This window comes from Sphingobacterium sp. JB170 (genome assembly GCF_900163865.1).
In the GTDB taxonomy this organism is placed as follows: Bacteria; Bacteroidota; Bacteroidia; order Sphingobacteriales; family Sphingobacteriaceae; genus Sphingobacterium.
In genome coordinates, this window is record NZ_FUKU01000027.1 from 223,356 (window position 1) to 240,931 (window position 17,576).

The 17,576-nt window shown below is 40.8% G+C and carries 13 protein-coding genes, 3 tRNA genes, 1 pseudogene and 1 riboswitch; of the genes and pseudogenes, 10 read left to right on the forward strand and 7 right to left on the reverse strand.

Annotated elements, in window-relative coordinates; genetic code table 11:
• Positions 1-60 precede the first annotated feature (60 nt).
• Entirely contained in the window at positions 61-2,067 is a 2,007-nt protein-coding gene (locus FM107_RS08930) for a M13 family metallopeptidase (RefSeq protein WP_086948156.1), read from the forward strand.
• A gap of 74 nt (positions 2,068-2,141) precedes the next feature.
• Here FM107_RS08930 and FM107_RS08935 read toward each other — a convergent pair whose 3' ends face one another.
• The 6 genes from FM107_RS08935 to FM107_RS08960 all read right to left on the reverse strand — a co-directional run bounded on the left by FM107_RS08935 (position 2,142) and on the right by FM107_RS08960 (position 9,787).
• On the reverse strand, positions 2,142-2,588 hold the full coding sequence (locus tag FM107_RS08935; protein WP_086948157.1) for a DoxX family protein: 447 nt from the start codon (positions 2,586-2,588) through the stop codon (positions 2,142-2,144).
• Between the two features lie 174 nt (positions 2,589-2,762).
• Positions 2,763-5,936: an efflux RND transporter permease subunit gene (locus FM107_RS08940; protein ID WP_086948158.1), complete on the reverse strand. Its 3,174-nt coding sequence runs from the start codon at positions 5,934-5,936 to the stop codon at positions 2,763-2,765.
• Positions 5,937-5,954: 18 nt separating this feature from the next.
• Positions 5,955-7,013, reverse strand: a complete 1,059-nt coding sequence (locus FM107_RS08945; protein ID WP_086948159.1) for an efflux RND transporter periplasmic adaptor subunit — start codon at positions 7,011-7,013, stop codon at positions 5,955-5,957.
• A gap of 10 nt (positions 7,014-7,023) precedes the next feature.
• Positions 7,024-8,361: a TolC family protein gene (locus FM107_RS08950; RefSeq protein WP_086948160.1), complete on the reverse strand. Its 1,338-nt coding sequence runs from the start codon at positions 8,359-8,361 to the stop codon at positions 7,024-7,026.
• Between the two features lie 21 nt (positions 8,362-8,382).
• Entirely contained in the window at positions 8,383-8,991 is a 609-nt protein-coding gene (locus tag FM107_RS08955; protein WP_086948161.1) for a TetR/AcrR family transcriptional regulator, read from the reverse strand.
• Positions 8,992-9,124: 133 nt separating this feature from the next.
• On the reverse strand, positions 9,125-9,787 hold the full coding sequence (locus FM107_RS08960; RefSeq protein ID WP_086948189.1) for an NUDIX domain-containing protein: 663 nt from the start codon (positions 9,785-9,787) through the stop codon (positions 9,125-9,127).
• Between the two features lie 136 nt (positions 9,788-9,923).
• Here FM107_RS08960 and pfkA point away from each other — a divergent pair, with 136 nt between their 5' ends.
• From pfkA to gap, 3 genes are read left to right on the forward strand one after another with little or no spacing between them, the layout of a single operon-like run.
• Positions 9,924-10,919 carry a 6-phosphofructokinase gene (gene pfkA / locus FM107_RS08965; protein ID WP_086948162.1) on the forward strand — a complete coding sequence of 332 codons (996 nt, stop codon included), beginning with the start codon at positions 9,924-9,926 and terminating at the stop codon, positions 10,917-10,919.
• Positions 10,920-10,927: 8 nt separating this feature from the next.
• Positions 10,928-11,776 (forward strand): hypothetical protein, encoded by an 849-nt coding sequence (locus tag FM107_RS08970; RefSeq protein ID WP_086948163.1) that lies wholly within the window; start codon positions 10,928-10,930, stop codon positions 11,774-11,776.
• A gap of 4 nt (positions 11,777-11,780) precedes the next feature.
• Complete coding sequence (gene gap, locus FM107_RS08975) at positions 11,781-12,776, forward strand: type I glyceraldehyde-3-phosphate dehydrogenase (protein WP_179204446.1); 996 nt, start codon at positions 11,781-11,783, stop codon at positions 12,774-12,776.
• 96 nt (positions 12,777-12,872) lie between these two features.
• On the opposite strand, the gene mnmA is transcribed toward gap, so the two are convergent.
• The gene (gene mnmA, locus FM107_RS08980; RefSeq protein WP_086948165.1) at positions 12,873-13,967 is read right to left on the reverse strand and encodes a tRNA 2-thiouridine(34) synthase MnmA; all 1,095 of its coding nucleotides are present in this window, start codon (positions 13,965-13,967) and stop codon (positions 12,873-12,875) included.
• A gap of 182 nt (positions 13,968-14,149) precedes the next feature.
• On the opposite strand from mnmA, the gene FM107_RS08985 reads away from it, so the two are divergent.
• The 6 genes and pseudogenes from FM107_RS08985 to FM107_RS09010 all read left to right on the forward strand — a co-directional run.
• Positions 14,150-14,222 (forward strand) — tRNA-Phe (locus FM107_RS08985).
• Positions 14,223-14,263: 41 nt separating this feature from the next.
• Positions 14,264-14,336 (forward strand) — tRNA-Phe (locus FM107_RS08990).
• A 41-nt stretch (positions 14,337-14,377) separates the two neighbouring features.
• A tRNA-Phe gene (locus FM107_RS08995) sits at positions 14,378-14,450 on the forward strand.
• Between the two features lie 182 nt (positions 14,451-14,632).
• Positions 14,633-14,746, forward strand: a riboswitch (SAM riboswitch).
• 205 nt (positions 14,747-14,951) lie between these two features.
• Positions 14,952-16,259, forward strand: coding sequence for an O-acetylhomoserine aminocarboxypropyltransferase/cysteine synthase family protein (locus tag FM107_RS09000; protein WP_086948166.1), 1,308 nt, complete (start codon positions 14,952-14,954; stop codon positions 16,257-16,259).
• A 21-nt stretch (positions 16,260-16,280) separates the two neighbouring features.
• Complete coding sequence (gene metX, locus FM107_RS09005; protein ID WP_086948167.1) at positions 16,281-17,333, forward strand: homoserine O-acetyltransferase; 1,053 nt, start codon at positions 16,281-16,283, stop codon at positions 17,331-17,333.
• A 6-nt stretch (positions 17,334-17,339) separates the two neighbouring features.
• Positions 17,340-17,576, forward strand: a pseudogene (locus tag FM107_RS09010) (homoserine dehydrogenase); the annotation flags it as partial.

The window sequence follows — 17,576 nt, forward strand, 5'->3', positions numbered from 1 at the left end:
TCGTGATTTTTTTACAAACAGAATTACTATGTTTGCATAAAGAACATAAAAACTATTTGTATGAAAAAATTTCTTGCTAGCGCCGCGCTTATAGCGGCTACAGGAGGTTGTTTAGTTGCGCAAGAACACGCCGCAATTAACTTGTCATATATGGACACTACTGTCCGAGCACAAGATGACTTCTATAATTATGTTAACGGTAACTGGATGAAGACAGTTGAGATCCCTTCCGATAAAGCACGCTGGGGGTCATTCGATGAACTACGTGAACATACCGACGAGGCTGTGCTTAAAATTCTAAAAGAATCACTAGACAATACGCATGAAAACGGATCTGACGGTCAAAAAATCGCCGACCTATATAAATCTTTTATAGACTTCGATACACGTAATACACTAGGGATAACACCTATTAAATTAGATTTAGAGAAGATAGATGGCATCAAAAATATTCAAGACCTCTATGATTACCTCCTCGAAGTAGGGCCGACCGGTGGCAACCCATTTTTCGGCGCATACGTATACGCACACATGAAAAACAGCGATATAAACGCTGTTTACCTAGGCGGTGGAGATTTGGGATTAGGACGCTCCTACTACCAGAAAATCGATGAGAAAAACACGGAAACTTTAGGACAATATGCGAGCTTTGTTTCCACGTTATACAGTACTATCGATCAACGTACACGTGACCTAAAAGGACCAAAGATAGTCGCATTCGAAAAGGAATTAGCATCGTACCTGAAAACAATCGAAGAATCTCGCGACGCGCAAAAGCGCTACAACCCGGTCGCTGTAAAAGATTTAGGGTCCCTTGTGAAAAACATTGATGTTGCAAAATATATTAAGGAACTGGGTTTCACGGCCGACACAGTGATTATCGGCGAGTTAAAATACTACCAAAACCTCGACAAGATCATTAACACGGAAAAACTCCCACAAATCAAGGAGTTTTTGAAGTACAATGTTATGAACAGCGCGACGGGTTATTTGACAAAAGATTTGGATGAACTGTCCTTCGATTTTTACGGACGTACCCTCCGCGGGCAGAAAGAGCAGCGCAGTTTGGACAAGCGAGGATTGGAATTTGTGAACAGCTCTGCGGGTGAACTCATCGGTAAGCTATATGTGGAAGAAAATTTCCCACCCGAAGCGAAAGCGGCATGCGAAGAAATGGTGCAATATCTTGTAAAATCTTTCAACAAGCATATAACCCAACTTGACTGGATGTCCACTGACACCAAAACCAAAGCACTGGATAAACTGTCAAAATTCAAAGTAAAAATTGGCTACCCGGATAAATGGAAAGATTATTCCAAATTGGAAGTAGGCAACTCGCTATTTGAGAATGTAAAACAACTTCAACTCTGGTCATTCCAAAAGAACCTTGAAAAACAAGGAAAACCGGTCGATAAATCAGAGTGGGGAATGACTCCACAAACTGTCAATGCATATTACAGTCCATTATTTAACGAAATTGTATTTCCTGCCGCAATCCTTCAAGTGCCGTTTTACGATTATAAAGCGGATGCAGCGGTAAACTTTGGCGGTATTGGGGCTGTAATAGGGCACGAACTTTCCCATGGATTTGATGATTCGGGTTCGCAGTACGATGGCAACGGGAACTTAAACAACTGGTGGACTTCGGAAGATAAAGAAAAATTTGATGCCGCAGCAAATTCGTTAGTCGCGCAGTTCGAAGCGTATCAGCCTGTTCCGGGAGTATTCGTTAACGGTAGATTTACGTTAGGCGAAAACATTGGTGATCTTGGCGGATCATCTATCGCATTTGACGCTTTACAAATGTACCTAAAAGATAAAGGTAACCCCGGTTTAATCGACGGGTTTTCGCCAGAACAGCGGTTCTTCCTTTCATGGGCTACAATTTGGAGAACAAAAACAACGGATGAGTTTGTTGTAAATCAAGTAAAAACAGACCCCCACTCTCCTGCACAATATCGGGCAGTAGCACCAATTATTAATATGGATGCTTTCCACGAAGCGTTCAATATTAAAGATGGTGATAAACTGTTCAAAACCAAGGAAGATCGTATAAAAATATGGTAACCTAAACGGACGACATGAACAAAGAAGGTGCAATTAAAAACTGCACCTTTCTTTTTTTTCGTTAAAATTTTCAACTATATGGAACGCTCATAGCCGGGTTTATCCATTAAATGATCGAGGGAATACTTTCCGGACCCCATAACCAAATAAACGAACAACAAAACTAACACAACGAGTGAGAGCCAGAATTCAGAGTTTAAAAAGCTAAACCCATTGGTGATATTGACAAAAAATACGGCACCTATGAGAATAGGGATCTGCAACAGAACAGCTAATCGAGTTTTCAATCCCAAGATCATAAAAAGTCCACCGACTAGGTGGGCAAACACCACGTAATGAACGGCCGACCAAATAGATAGTTGAAAATTTGTTTCTCGAAATAATTCCGCTACTGCCGCTCGATCATTGACAAACCCCACTCCTTTTGCAAATATTATGATACCGAGTGCAATGCGCACGATATCAATCCAGCGCGGATGATGCTTATCACCCCAATGCTCAACTTTTTGGACCAAGTTCATATTACCTCCATTTTTAAGGGTTACTAAGAATTCAATACCTTAATTTCTATAAAATATTGACTATTAAGTTTATACACGAATAATCCAGCAAATATCGTGCTCAACTACTCCGGAGAACAAAAAATGCCAGCATCGGTAAGATACTGGCATTATAGCTATGGGGTAAAATATTACCTATTGTTTAATAGCCATTTCGTCTACATAGTCTTCATTTTCTTCGTAGTCAGCTACTATTAACGCGTTATAATCAGTCTTCTTACCACTGCCAAATCGTCTAGATAGGCCGTCGAAAATCGAATATACGACGGGCACAACGACAAGCGTAAGAAAGAGCGAGGATAGCAGCCCCCCCATAATTACAATGGCTAATCCTCTATTCATGTCTGCACCATCACCAGTAGCCAAAGCGATTGGAAGCATCCCAATAACCATCGCAATCGTCGTCATCAAAATAGGACGGAAACGAGCGTGGTTAGCGGCCACCAAAGCGTCAAAAGTATTCGCCCCATTGTCTTTTTGATGATTCGCAAAGTCAACAAGCATAATCGCATTTTTAGCAACTAATCCTATCAGCATGATAATACCCAAGATTGTAAAAATATTCAACGTTTGATTCGTCAGCGCAAGAGCGAGCAGTGCCCCAATAAATGACAAGGGTATCGAAAATAATACCACAAATGGCGTTACAAAGTTATCGTATAGAGCGACCATCACCAGATATACAAGTAGAATCGATGCTAGAAGGGCAACCCCTAAGGTCCCGAAACCTTCTTCTTGGTTTTCCATATTTCCGCCCCATTTAAAGGACACTCCAGGTTTCAACTGTACTTTTTCGAATTCAGTTTGCCACTCGGCAGCAACCGTACCTGTTGGACGGCCAACAACTTGTGCTTGCACCGAAACGGACGGTGACTTATCTCTTCGCTCGAGCAAACTTGGCCCTGAGGCGAAGGCTACATTCGCAAACTGATCCAGTCGTAATGTCCGACCTGCGCTATTTACAAATTTCAACGCCTGCACGTCTTCGATGCTTCCTCTTCCGCCTTCTTCAAATCGAATATTGATATCATATTCGGTATCTCCAGCACGGAATTTAGTGTCCGTATTACCTGAGAACGCCGTTTGCATGGTCACCCCGACGGTTGCCACATCAAGCCCGAGGGAATTCATCTTATCCCTATCAACTTGAACCGAAATTTCGGGATTACCATCTTCAGAAGTTAATTTTACCTCCGTCGCGCCGGGCACTTTGTTTAACAATTCTTCAAACTCTCGCGCAGTCTCTAAAGCATCCTCCTGAGAGGAACCAATTACAGTGAGGCTCAAAGGCGCTTGCTCTGCCCCCATGATACCCATATTCACCGTTTTTATTTTTGCTCCCACTAAAAGACCTTCCATCTCACGCTTCAATTTCGCGGAATAGACTTTCGTTGGCTCGGTCTTGTAATACCCTTCTTGCAAAATAATATGGATTTCCGACTTATATTTTGTACCCGAAGTGTTGAAGGTACCGTCGGAGGCCTGCCCAACGGTGGTAATTAACCGTTCGATTTCCGGTTTTTTCGACAATATCGCTTCTGCTCGTTGGGTCATAAAGTTCGTTTGCTCCAGAGAAGCATCTTTGTTCATCTCGATTTGAAGATAAAACTCCCCTTTATCATTTGCCGGAAAGAAATCACTACCGATATACCCTTTACCCACTAGCATAAAGGATAGTACGAGCAGTACGATCGATATAAGCAATGTTATCACTTTGTTTAACCTAGTTTTCAATGACCATTTCAACAAACCAGAAATTCCGTCCGTTAATTTCGTTAAACCTGCTTCAAAACCATATAATATGCGTCCAAAGATGGTGTCTTTGTCGATATGCGAAAGTTTACCCATACGCGAGTACATCCACGGTACCACCGTAAACGACACCAAAAGTGAGAGTAAGGTCGAAACCATCACTGTTACACAAAACTGACGCAAGATATCAGACACGAAACCAGATGATAGTGCGATAGGAAGAAATACAACTACAATTACCAACGTAATTGCAGACACGGTAAAACCAATTTCCTTCGCTCCATCAAACGCGGCCCGGACTTTATTCTTCCCCATTTCCATGTGACGGTGAATATTCTCAATTACCACAATTGCGTCATCGACCAGAATCCCCACAACAAGAGAAAGTCCTAACAACGACATTAAGTTCAAAGTGTATCCCAATAAATTCAAAAAGATAAATGTTGCTACCAATGATAAGGGAATAGCTACTACTGCAATAAACGCATCACGCACACTGTGCAAAAAGAACAACATAATGAATGCTACCAAAGCAATTGCAATCATTAAATCATGCACAACATTATTCGCTGCCGTTAACGTATACTCGGTGGTGTCATTGGCAATTTGGATTTTTATCCCTTGCTGCGCGTAATCTCGCTCCACAGTCTCCATCGTACGGTGGACAAATTCCGAAACCTCCACAGCGTTCGCATCGGATTGTTTGAACACTTGCATCATAATCGTATTGGAACGATCGATACGAGAGATCTTTTCCACGTCTTTAATACCATCTTGAACGTCTGCAACATCACGAAGACGTATGTGAGCACCGGATGGTGTCGTCAATGGCAGGTTACGAAGTTGCTCGATAGAAGTGAATTTCCCCGAGAGTCGAAGTGTCGTTTGATTATCTCGGGTCTTCACATTTCCTGTCGGGAAATCTAAATTGGATGCAGCAATCGTCTGTTGCACTTGTACAATTGTTAAGCCGTAGCCTTCTAGTTTCTCTGGGTCGGCGCTAACTTGAATTTCGCGTTCTTCCCCGCCAACCATATCAACTTTTGCAACACCATTTATACGGGCGAAAACAGGTTGAATTTTTTGATCCAACAAATCGTAAAGATCCTTTTCTGTTAGGTTCGATGTTACCGATAAATTCATTATAGCGATATCATCGATTGAAAATTTAGAAAGGGCCGGCGTTTCCGCATCATCGGGTAACTCGTTGATGACTGCGTTGATTTTTCGCTGCGCATCGGTGAGCAAAAAGTTTACGTCCGCGCCCGTATTCAGGGTGATACTTACCACAGAAGCGGATTCCATAGATTTGGACTCAATTTTTTTTACATTCTCGAGCGACGCAACTGCATCCTCAATAACTTTCGTCACCGAGGTTTCTACTTCTGAGGGTGCAGCGCCAGGGTAAACTGTCTGCACGCTAATCACATTCACTTCGAATTTTGGAATCAACTCGTACCCCATTTGGGTGTACGAAAAGATACCACCAAGCGTAAGAATAATAAACAGTACTATAATTATACTTGGTCTCTTTATGGATATTTCAGATATTTTCATCTATTAGAATTCAATATTTTACTTAATAATTTTCACAGGTGTTCCGTCAACTAGATTTATTTGACCGGAAGTAATCACCACTTCGTTTTCTTGAACACCGGATACAATTTCAACGTCGTCTCCAAAGCTTCGTCCGGATACCACCGTTTTAAGAATGGCTTTCCCGTCAACTACAACAAATATGTTGTTAGAACTGACACTACCTACGAATGCGCTGCGTGGCACCACCATTGCTTTAATCTCTCGGTCGCTACCAAAATAGGCTGAACCATACATACCCGCGCGCAAATCGTTGTTTGAGTTGTTGTTAATTTCTAACTCAACCGGAAAGTTTAAACCACCATCAGCTTTAGGTGCTATGAAAGTAATAACGCCATTAAATTCTCTATCAGAAAGCACAGCTGATTCTACTCTAACGGTTTGTCCAAGCGATAAGAAACCTATATTCTTCTCATCTACATTGACCATAAGTTTTAATGTAGACACATTGACAATTTCGAACATTTCTGTTCCCGGGCTTACGTAACTACCCGGTTCAATACTCCGCCGGTTGACAATCCCTGCAAATGAAGCGGAAACATTCACATCGCCCGCAGAAATCTGTGCCGTTTTGAGATTATTACTCGCATTCTCAAGTTGTAACTTAACCTGATCCAATTGTTGCTTGGTTACCCCGCCAGTAGAATAAGCGTTCTCAAAGCGATCGACTTCGGCCTTTGCATTTTCGTAAGTCGCTTTCATGTTAGCGACGTTAACATTTTGTTTATCACCATCCACTATCGCTAGTGTTTGCCCCGCACGAACAAATGCCCCCTCATCCACCAATACACGGGTCACTTTCCCTGCAGCTTCAGCGGCTAAAATAACCTCTTGCTTCGGTGCAAAAACACCATTTGTAACATATTGGGCATTTACTTTTCGAATGCCGGCGGAATCGACGCGAACAGCGACCGATGAGTTCTCTATGGCAACGACAGCCGTTTGTTCCTCATTTTTCGTCTTGTTTCTATCCAAAATATAAAAGATACCTGCCAGAGCAGCAGCAACAATAAGTACTGTAATTATCAGACGTTTCATATATAGTTAGTTATTCGTTTACTAAAGATTTTAAATTTCCGTTCGATTTAATAAGTTGAATTTCTGCAACTTTATAGTTTAATAGCGACGTGTTTAGATTATTCTGTGCATCTGCATATGCGTTTTCCCCATCTAGCAAGTCTGTTAAAGTTGCTAGGCCATTTCGGTAGTTGTTTTGAGTATCTGCTAATACTTCTTTAGCCAGCGCGACATTACGCCGGTTTGCATCGACAGTCAAAATGCTGTTTTTGATCTGTGCTTTTGCATTCTCACTCGCTAAATCCAGCGCAAGTCTCGTGTCGTCAAAGTCTATTTTCGCCTTCTTGATTTCAATTTCAGCTTGGTTAATTTTCGATTTTGTCTGACCACCATTAAAAATCGGAATTGTTAAATTTAAACCTATAGCCGAAAAAACAGAAGTGTTTGCATCACTATTAAAAATTGGTAAAGATTCCCCGAAACCTGTATAGCCCAAATTGCCTGTAAATGATAGTGAAGGATAGTACGCGGCTACCATGGACTTCTTGTTGAGTTCTAAAAGTTCGATCTGCTTTTGTAAAACAGCTACTTCTGTCCTGGTCGATAAATCATTAGTTTCTAATGATATAGCAGGATTCACTTCAAAGGTTTCTTCAGGAAACTGTATATCCTGAGTAATATCCATCCCGATCGCAAACTTCAACGCGTTTTCCCTTAGTTCGAGCGCATTGAGTAATTGCTGCTTTTGCGCAATTAAATTATTTACCGCAACTTCAGTACGGTCGAGGTCGATTTTCTTCATTAACCCAGCTTCTACCATTCCTTTCAGCACCCGCTGTGTTTTTTGTGTATTTTCTAAATTATCCTCAAGAGTTTGAAGCTGAAGTTGTGATTGATATACTTCATAGTACGCATTCGCTACTTTTTCAATAAGCTGTTCATCAGACAACTGATTATTAATTTGATAAAATTCGCGTGTCGTACGCGCAGCCTTCAAACCCGTAAAAAGTGATTGATTAAATATCTGCTGGCTCACTTCCAAATTAGCTGTTCCCTGCCATGGTTGACCAAACTTCAAGAGCGTCGTAGTGGTCTCTCCTGTTTCAGTAGTCATCGTAATTGCGTTCTCCTGAATTAATGGATTGTAGGTCAAACTACCTGAACCACTTACTTGGGGTAATGCTCCGGCTCGAACTTCATCGATCATATATTGCGCATTTTCAATATCCAATTTAGACTTTTTGGCTTCCGCTTTATTCTCTAGGGCAAACTTAGCTGCTTGCTGTAGGGTTAACGTTTCTTGCCCCTGGGCATGTCCCACAAAAAATAACGTGCCGGCTGTTAAAACACTCAAAAATTTAACTTTCATTTTTGAAAAGATTATCTGTTTTTACGAATTTTTACTAATTAATTTATTGGAAAAGATGAACCGAGTTGCTAACTTCTGACTCGCTAAGATACTGTCCACGTTAACCGAGTTTGGAATCCCAGAAAGCATATCTCCGATACTTCTAATTAAGCTAAGACCGATCACAATCTCTACAAAACAGTTTGCAAGCGCTTCGATCTCGTCGAGTATAATCTCCCCATGGTCCACCGCGCGCTTAAATAGGTCTATCGTCGAATTAACGTCAGCGATATGCACCCGGCGGATTATCGTCCCGACGCCATCACCTTTGATCCACTCTAAGTTTTCATTGATATGAAGTATATAATACTCCCGCAGAAAATCGGCCCGAAGTTCGAGTAACCGATCAAGAATATCCATCAAGTTCCCGTCGTAGCTTTCAATAATTTCCGATTGCCGTTCGGTAATCTGTTCGTGAATAAACATCAACACATCTTTTATCAATGCATTTTTATCAGCATAGTAATAATAGAGATTAGCTTTTGTGATATTCAAATCCAAAGCGATCTCGCTCATTGTGGTTTTATTAAAACCAAAATGTGAAAATCTTTTTAAGGAAGCTTGAATAATTTGATCTTTTCTAGTGTCCATTTTACCTTCTTACTTTTTGACTATTCTCATAAAACGTTCAAAAGTACAAAAACATTACACTCTTAATGAAATAAAATCACATAAATTGTAACTTTATTGTCATAAAATGCAAAAGAACCAGAAAATTTAGGTTTTAATCAATACCGAGCTGCTTTTGAAATTTGCGCCGGTCAAATTTATAGAGTCGAGCCGCGCGATAAGAAACTCCTTTTTGAACTTCGGGTAGCTCTTTAAGGAAGCCTGTGTTGGCTATTTTCTTCCTGAAATTCCTCTTGTCCAGTGCACTCCCTAAAACGGCTTCATAAACTTGCTGCAATTGCGTTAATGTAAATTTCTCTGGCAAGAGCTCATATATAGCCGTAGAATAGTTGAGGCTATATTTTAAATTCTGTAAACTTTTTTGGATAATTTGAGCATGATCAAACGCAAGTTCTGGTAATTGGTCGATGGGAAACCATCGCGCTTGTCTCATATAAGTCGTAGTCGGCTTGATCTTCGATTTCACGTCGTTATACTTGACGATGGTCGAAAATGCAACCGTCATAATTCTTCCTTGGGGATGTCGTTTCACGCCCGCAAAAGCACCAAGTTGCTCCATAAATATATCTTTCAGACCGGTATGTTCATATAATATCCTTTTTACCGCGTCTTCCATTTCTTCATCCTTTTCTACAAAAAAACCGGGAAGTGCCCACCAATCTTTGTAAGGATATTCGTTACGTTCATTAAGTAAGACATGAAGTTTGCCTTCGGTAAAACTATAAATGACACAGTCAATCGTGAAATGGCTTTGCAAAATAATTATTAATTTAAGTGCGAATTTGATTATCGTGATTGGACACAATCTACTTCAATTATATCACAATAATCCAAAAAAAGCAAAAAAAAATTTAATAGTGTAAAAAATACACACTATATTCGTAAAACCTAAAATGAGTAATCGAGTGAGAGAAATAAAAAGAATCGGGGTTTTTACTTCAGGCGGGGATGCTCCCGGGATGAATGCTGCTATCCGCGCAGTTGTAAGAACGAGCCTATACAACAACAAAGAAGTAACTGGTATATATCATGGATACCAAGGCATGATCGACAATACGGTGTTTGACATGAAGAGTGATTCTGTAAGTTCTATTATCCAACAAGGTGGTACAATCTTAAAAACGGCACGTTGCATGGAGTTCAAAACCGTAGAGGGTCGTGCAAAAGCCTATGAAAACTTAAAAAATGCCGGGATCGATGCGTTAGTTGCTATCGGTGGGGATGGAACCTTTACAGGTGCCGAGCTGTTTTCGCGGGAACATGATATCCCAGTCATGTGTATACCCGGTACGATAGATAACGACCTAAATGGCACGGACCTAACGATCGGATACGATACGGCGAATAATACCGTTATAGAAGCAATAGATAAGATTAGAGATACGGCAGCTTCCCACAATCGGATATTTTTTGTTGAAGTCATGGGACGTGACTCTGGGTGTATCGCCCTAAATGCTGGTATAGCAGGCGGAGCCGAAGCAATCTTACTGCCGGAAAAAGATACGGCAATCGATGAATTGATCGAACTCCTGTCGGATGCGGCTGGACGTAATAAATCGTCGATGATTGTCATCATCGCTGAGGGGGATAAAAACGGTGGCGCCTCCAACGTTGCTAAACGCGTGAACGAAAAATTTGATAATTTTGACATAAAAGTTAGTATATTAGGGCATTTGCAACGTGGAGGCTCTCCGAGTAGCGCAGATCGTGTTTTAGCTACTAGAATGGGCTATACCGCGGTAAATGAGTTGCTAAAAGGCAATACACGTTCCACGATAGGAATTCGTGGTTCTGAGATTGTAACAACACCTCTTGAGGAAGCTTTAAGCAAGAAAGAAATCAAATTGAATGAAGATCTCGTCGAGATTGCAAAAATAATGACTATTTAATAATCTCTATGATTGTAGTTGTATTTAGTGGTTCTAGATATGCAGATTGGAGAATCGCGGACAAACGCCGTGTTCTACATGGCTTTCGTACTGCAGGCATAAATTCCTACATTCAGGACGAACGTTACATTTTACAGCTGTTAAACAAGAGCACTCATTTAATTAATAATGCGGAAAAGATTCGAAAAATTTATTTTTTCGGAGCCGGTGTGTCCTCGCCAGAGCGCCAAGAAAAGATCGAACGTGTATTTATGCAGTTTTTCAAAAACGCAAAGGTAAAAGCAAGCCACGATGTGTTAGCATCTGCAATTTCCACATTCGGAGATGAAAAAGGGGTTATCGGTATTATTGGAAGTGGTTCGAATGCCGCTTATTATACGGGGAAGAAAGTTTTAGGAAATAACAACGGACTGGGCTATATTCTTGCCGACGAAGGATCGACAAATTGGCTAGGTAAACAACTGTTAAAAGATTTTCTCACGGGGAATATGCCTACCGGACTGCGGGAAAAATTCTTACATAAGCATTCGATCGACAGAAGAATTGTTTTGGAGCGTGTATATTATAACCCGAACCCAAATCTTTTTTTAACAAGTTTTGCTGATTTCATTTATGAAAATAGAGAGGAACCCTATATTGCCCAGCACATAAAAAAGGGATTGGATATTTATATTAAGACATACCTTCTACCGTTTACCGAAAGCTACCCAGACTGCCAGTTCAATTTTACAGGCTCCGTAGCAAGTAACTATGCGGAATGGTTGCGCGAAATCGGTCAAGAATATGGATTACACATTGGTTCTATTGTGAAAGAACCAGTACAAAATTTAGTAAAGTATTACATAAATAAAAATTAATAAAATGAAAATTGGAATTAACGGATTCGGTCGTATCGGCCGTCTAGCATTTAGAGCAGCAATTAAGCGAAATGATATTCAAATTGTTGGAATTAACGATTTAGTTGAACCTGATTATTTAGCGTATATGCTTCAATACGATTCAACACACGGAAAGTTCGATGGAACGGTAGAAGTCAAAGACGGTAATCTTATCGTTAATGGTCAAACTATTCGAGTTACAGCAGAAAAAGATCCTGCAAACCTTAAATGGAATGAAGTTGGTGCAGAGGTAGTGATCGAATCAACTGGTTTTTTCTTGACTAAGGAACTTGCACAAAAACATATCGATGCTGGTGCAAAAAAAGTAGTAATGTCAGCTCCTGCAAAGGATGATACCCCTACTTTTGTTATGGGTGTTAACCACAAAGAACTTAAAGCGGAGTACACGATCGTTTCGAACGCGTCTTGTACAACGAATTGTTTAGCTCCGATTGCTAAAGTATTGAATGATAACTTTGGTATTACCGAAGGTCTTATGACTACAATCCACGCGGTGACAGCTACACAAAAAACTGTTGATGGTCCATCCGTAAAAGATTGGAGAGGTGGACGTGGCGCTTACCAAAACATCATCCCTTCTTCTACTGGTGCTGCAAAAGCCGTAGGATTAGTTCTTCCTGAATTAAAAGGAAAATTAACAGGTATGTCCATGCGCGTACCGACTGCAGATGTATCTGTTGTAGATTTGACAGTGCGTTTAGATAAAGGTGCTTCATACGAAGAAATCAAAAAGGTGATGAAAGATGCTTCAGAAGGTGAACTAAAAGGAATTTTAGGGTATACTGAAGACGCAGTTGTTTCTACAGACTTCTTAGGTGACGAGCGTACTTCAATTTTTGACGCAAACGCTGGTATTTCCCTTAACGACAATTTTGTAAAAGTAGTTTCATGGTATGATAACGAGTGGGGTTACTCCAACAAGATTATTGACTTAGCGCAAGAAATCAACAAACTCTAATCGTTGAAATTATTTTCTAATTATAATAAAGGAGAGGGACGAAACGTCCCTCTCCTTTTGATATATGTATCCACGTATTCTTAACCAACAAAGCTCCTATTTCATCAAAAAGCCGCCACCTAACAAGTCATCGCCTTCGTAGAAGACAGCAGATTGACCTGGTGCAATTCCTTTAACATTGTGCGTAAAGTCGACCTGAATAATGTTGCCATCTTTTGGGGTTAATGTGGATTGTGCCCCCGCGTCTTTATACCGAATTTTTGTCACCGCTTCTTTAGATTGTTCCAATGAAGCATATTTTATTAAATTCACATCCCGTACAAATGCTTGGCTTTTTTCCAGCTCGTGTTCTTCACCGAGTACGACTGAATTGCTTTCCGGAAGGATTTCTATGACGAACATAGGTTTACCCAGTGCAATACCGAGCCCTTTGCGTTGGCCAATCGTAAAGTAAGGGTACCCTTTATGTTGACCAACGACAGTGCCGTCGGACAAAATGAAATTACCGGGACCAATCTCTTGATCAAGTGTAGGCCGTTTATTACGCAGAAACGCACGATAATCGTTGTCTGGAACAAAACAAATCTCATAACTTTCAGATTTTTTTGCTAATTCCTCCTGCCCCATATCAAGGGCCATTTGACGAATTTCAGACTTTGCAAAATTACCCAGTGGAAATTGCGTACGGGCTAAATTCTCTTGAGACACTCCCCATAAGACATAGGATTGATCTTTATTCTCATCACGCCCTTTGGAAATGACATAACGTCCATTATCATGTACCCGAATATTCGCATAATGCCCAGTAGCAATAAACTCGCAATCCAATTTATCCGCTCTTTTCATCAATGCAGACCATTTAATATGCGTATTACACAACACACAGGGGTTTGGTGTACGCCCTGCAATATATTCATCGACAAAATTGTCGATGACGTAATCGCCAAATTCGTCTCGTATATCCAAAATATAGTGAGGGAACCCATACCCTACTGCTAAAGCGCGAGCATCGTTAATGCTGTCAAGACTGCAACAACCAGTTTCTTTCGAAGAACCTCCCGCGGAAGCATAGTCCCAAGTTTTCATCGTTATGCCAATGACATCATAACCCTGCTCGTGCAACATGACTGCCGCAACCGAACTATCCACTCCCCCACTCATTGCGACTAAAACTCTACCTTTTTTACTCATAATAAATTTGTGAAGTGCAAAGATAGCTTATTTGCGAATTTACAGTGTTTATTTCGTGTAATTTTATCTCAATAAGAATCAATTAGTTGAAAATATCAACAAAAATAAATGATACAAAAGTTTTAGATTTCAAAAAAAGAACCTAGATTTGCAACGCAACAAAGGGATATACCTTGTAGTGCGGTGCCATAGCTCAGTTGGTAGAGCAAAGGACTGAAAATCCTTGTGTCGCTGGTTCGAACCCAGCTGGCACCACACAAAAATCTGAAAGTAACAGATTTAAATCAAAAACTTAAGGTGCCATAGCTCAGTTGGTAGAGCAAAGGACTGAAAATCCTTGTGTCGCTGGTTCGAATCCAGCTGGCACCACTCAAAAATCTGAAAGTAACAGATTTAAATCAAAAACTTAAGGTGCCATAGCTCAGTTGGTAGAGCAAAGGACTGAAAATCCTTGTGTCGCTGGTTCGAATCCAGCTGGCACCACAAAGAAGCACCGTTTCGGTGTTTCTTTGTCTATTAGTCTCACTCACTGCCCTTAAAAGTCTTCCTAACGTCTTCTCTTAATTTCAAGCTATTATTTGCTATTTCTAAAATTTCAATTATATTTGTCCATTGATCATCTAATACACGATCAAACTAATCAACACCTTCCTTCGGTTGGTCTTGGTTTATAAAGAAGTGGCGAGAGACTGGCTCTATGACCCGCTGGCAACCTTCAATAACGATTGAAAAGGTGCCAATTCCTGTCCAAGGCAATATTGCTTAGGAAAATATAAATAATAAGACAATGACAGCTATTCAAAGAGTATTTATTAATAATTTCATCGGGCATATGATTGTCAGTTCCACACGGGAGTGCTTCTTTCGAATGCGATAGTCGTTTGCGATGTATTGGATACGACTCCTCCAAATCACGTTATTATAAACGACTTTTTACGACTCACCGGAGTATTCATCAATTTTTAAAACTAAAACATTTCAATTATGTCAAACAATACGAATCTAAAATTTGAGACCCTACAAGTACACGCCGGCCAAGAAGTAGACCCAACTACCGGATCCAGAGCATTACCAATTTACCAAACAACCTCTTTTGTATTCGACAATGCCGAACATGGTGCGAATCTTTTTGCCTTAAAGCAATTTGGTAACATATACACGAGAATTATGAACCCTACAACGGATGTATTTGAAAAGCGAATTGCATCTCTTGAAGGCGGTGTTGCGGCGGTGGCTGTCGCTTCAGGTCAAGCTGCACAATTTTTAGCATTGACAAATATTGTCGAAAGTGGTGAAAATTTTATTGCAGCTTCAAATTTATATGGCGGGACATACAATCAATTTAAAGTCTCGTTCAAACGTCTGGGCATCGAAGCTCGATTCGCCCACAACGGAGAGCCAGATAAAATGGAAGAATTAATCGATGAAAATACAAAAGCAATCTTTATCGAAACTATTGGAAACCCGAGTTATATCATTCCTGATTTTGAGAAAGTTGCTGCAGTAGCTAAAAAACACGATCTGCCTTTAATCGTTGATAATACCTTTGGAGCCGGAGGCTATCTTTTTAAGCCTTTGGAGCACGGCGCGCATGTTGTTGTTGAATCCGCCACCAAATGGATTGGTGGACACGGCACTAGCATTGGTGGTGTTATCATAGATGGCGGTAATTACAACTGGGGAAATGGAAAGTTCAAGCAATTCTCCGAGCCCTCGGAAGGTTACCACGGCCTCGTATTTTCAGAGGTTTTTGGCCCGGATAGTCCATTTGGCAATATACAATTTGCCATTCGTGTACGTGTTGAAGGTCTTCGCGACTTCGGCCCTGCCCTTTCTCCATTCAACTCCTTTTTACTCGTTCAAGGGCTTGAAACATTATCCCTTCGCGTACAGCGCCACGTTGACAACACATTGGAAATTGCACAGTGGTTAGAATCGCACCCCCAAGTTGAAAAGGTTAGTTATCCAGGGTTGAAGAGCCACCCTTCGCATCAAAACGCGCAAAAATATTTAAAAAATGGCTACGGCGCGGTATTATCATTTACCCTAAAGGGTGGAGCTGCCAAAGCAAACGATTTTATTGATTCGCTATCTTTAATTAGCCATTTAGCAAACGTAGGTGATGCCAAAACATTAATTATACATCCTGCCGCAACCACACATCAACAACTTAGCGAGGAGGCCCAAAAACGTGCTGGAGTTTTCCCTGGAGAACTTCGCATTTCGGTCGGTATTGAACACATAGACGATATCAAAGCCGATCTACAACAAGCATTTGATAAAATTAATTAGAAGATATTCGAGGTTGTAAAGATGAGTGTGAAACAATTAAAGTCTTCTGACGATTTTATCCTAGAGAACGGTGAATGTATTGAAGGGCTCACGATAGCTTATCATACATACGGCAAGATAAATGCGGCAAAAGACAACGTTGTATGGGTATGTCATCCCCTGACCGCCAATTCGAATGCGTTCGAATGGTGGCCCGGGTTATTCGGAGAAAATGAGCTTTTCAACGATAAGGATCATTACATTGTTTGTGCAAATGTGCTGGGCTCACATTACGGGACGACCAATCCCTTAAGTATAAACCCCACTACAGGGCAGCCGTATTACCATACGTTCCCGCAGTTCACCATTCGCGATATTGTACGCGTACACCAATTGTTGGCCGATTTTCTGGATATAACCGAGATAGCCATTTTGATTGGCGGCTCAATAGGGGGACAGCAAGTTTTAGAATGGACAGCTGCCTCGACAATTCTAATCGGACGACTTATTGTAATAGGGTGCTCCGCGCAGGCTTCACCTTGGTCCATCGCATTTAATGAGAGTCAACGGATGGCTATTCAATCAGATAGCTCCTTTTACAGTTCGCATGATCTGGGAGGCATGCGAGGCCTAAAAGCTGCACGAAGTATTGCGTTGCTCTCCTATCGCAATTATTACACTTATTCCAAAACGCAAAAGGAAACGGATCAGCAGGTAACAGATGATTACAAAGCTTCCTCGTATCAGCGTTATCAAGGTGACAAGCTTGGGAGCAGGTTCAACGCTTATAGTTATTGGTATTTAACGAAAGCCATGGATAGCCACCATCTTTCGCGAAATAGAATTTCAATGCAACAAACACTATCTGAAATAGATGTGGAGACACTCGTTATTGGCACCCCTTCGGATTTGCTATTTCCCTCGAGTGAGCAAGAATACATCGCGAATAATATTCCCAATGCGGTGTATTACGCACTTGATTCAAGCTACGGCCATGACAGTTTTTTAATTGAGACTGTGACCTTAACAGAAGTAATAGGCAATTTTTTAAAGCAAGAAAATATACAAACTAAAGAACTTTTACAAATAGGATAATATAAAATGAGTGAAAAATTAGTAATAGGAATGTTCGGCTTTGGTGTCGTGGGGCAAGGGCTTTATGATATAATAAAAACTAAAGACTTAAACCTGGAGATTAAGAAATTCGTAATTAAAAATCCAGAGAAGAAACGTTCACTCCCCGTGGAATTATTCACGACTGACCCTGAGGCTATCCTCTCGGACCCAGAAGTCAATACCGTCGTCGAGCTTATTGACAACGCAGAAGACGCATACGAA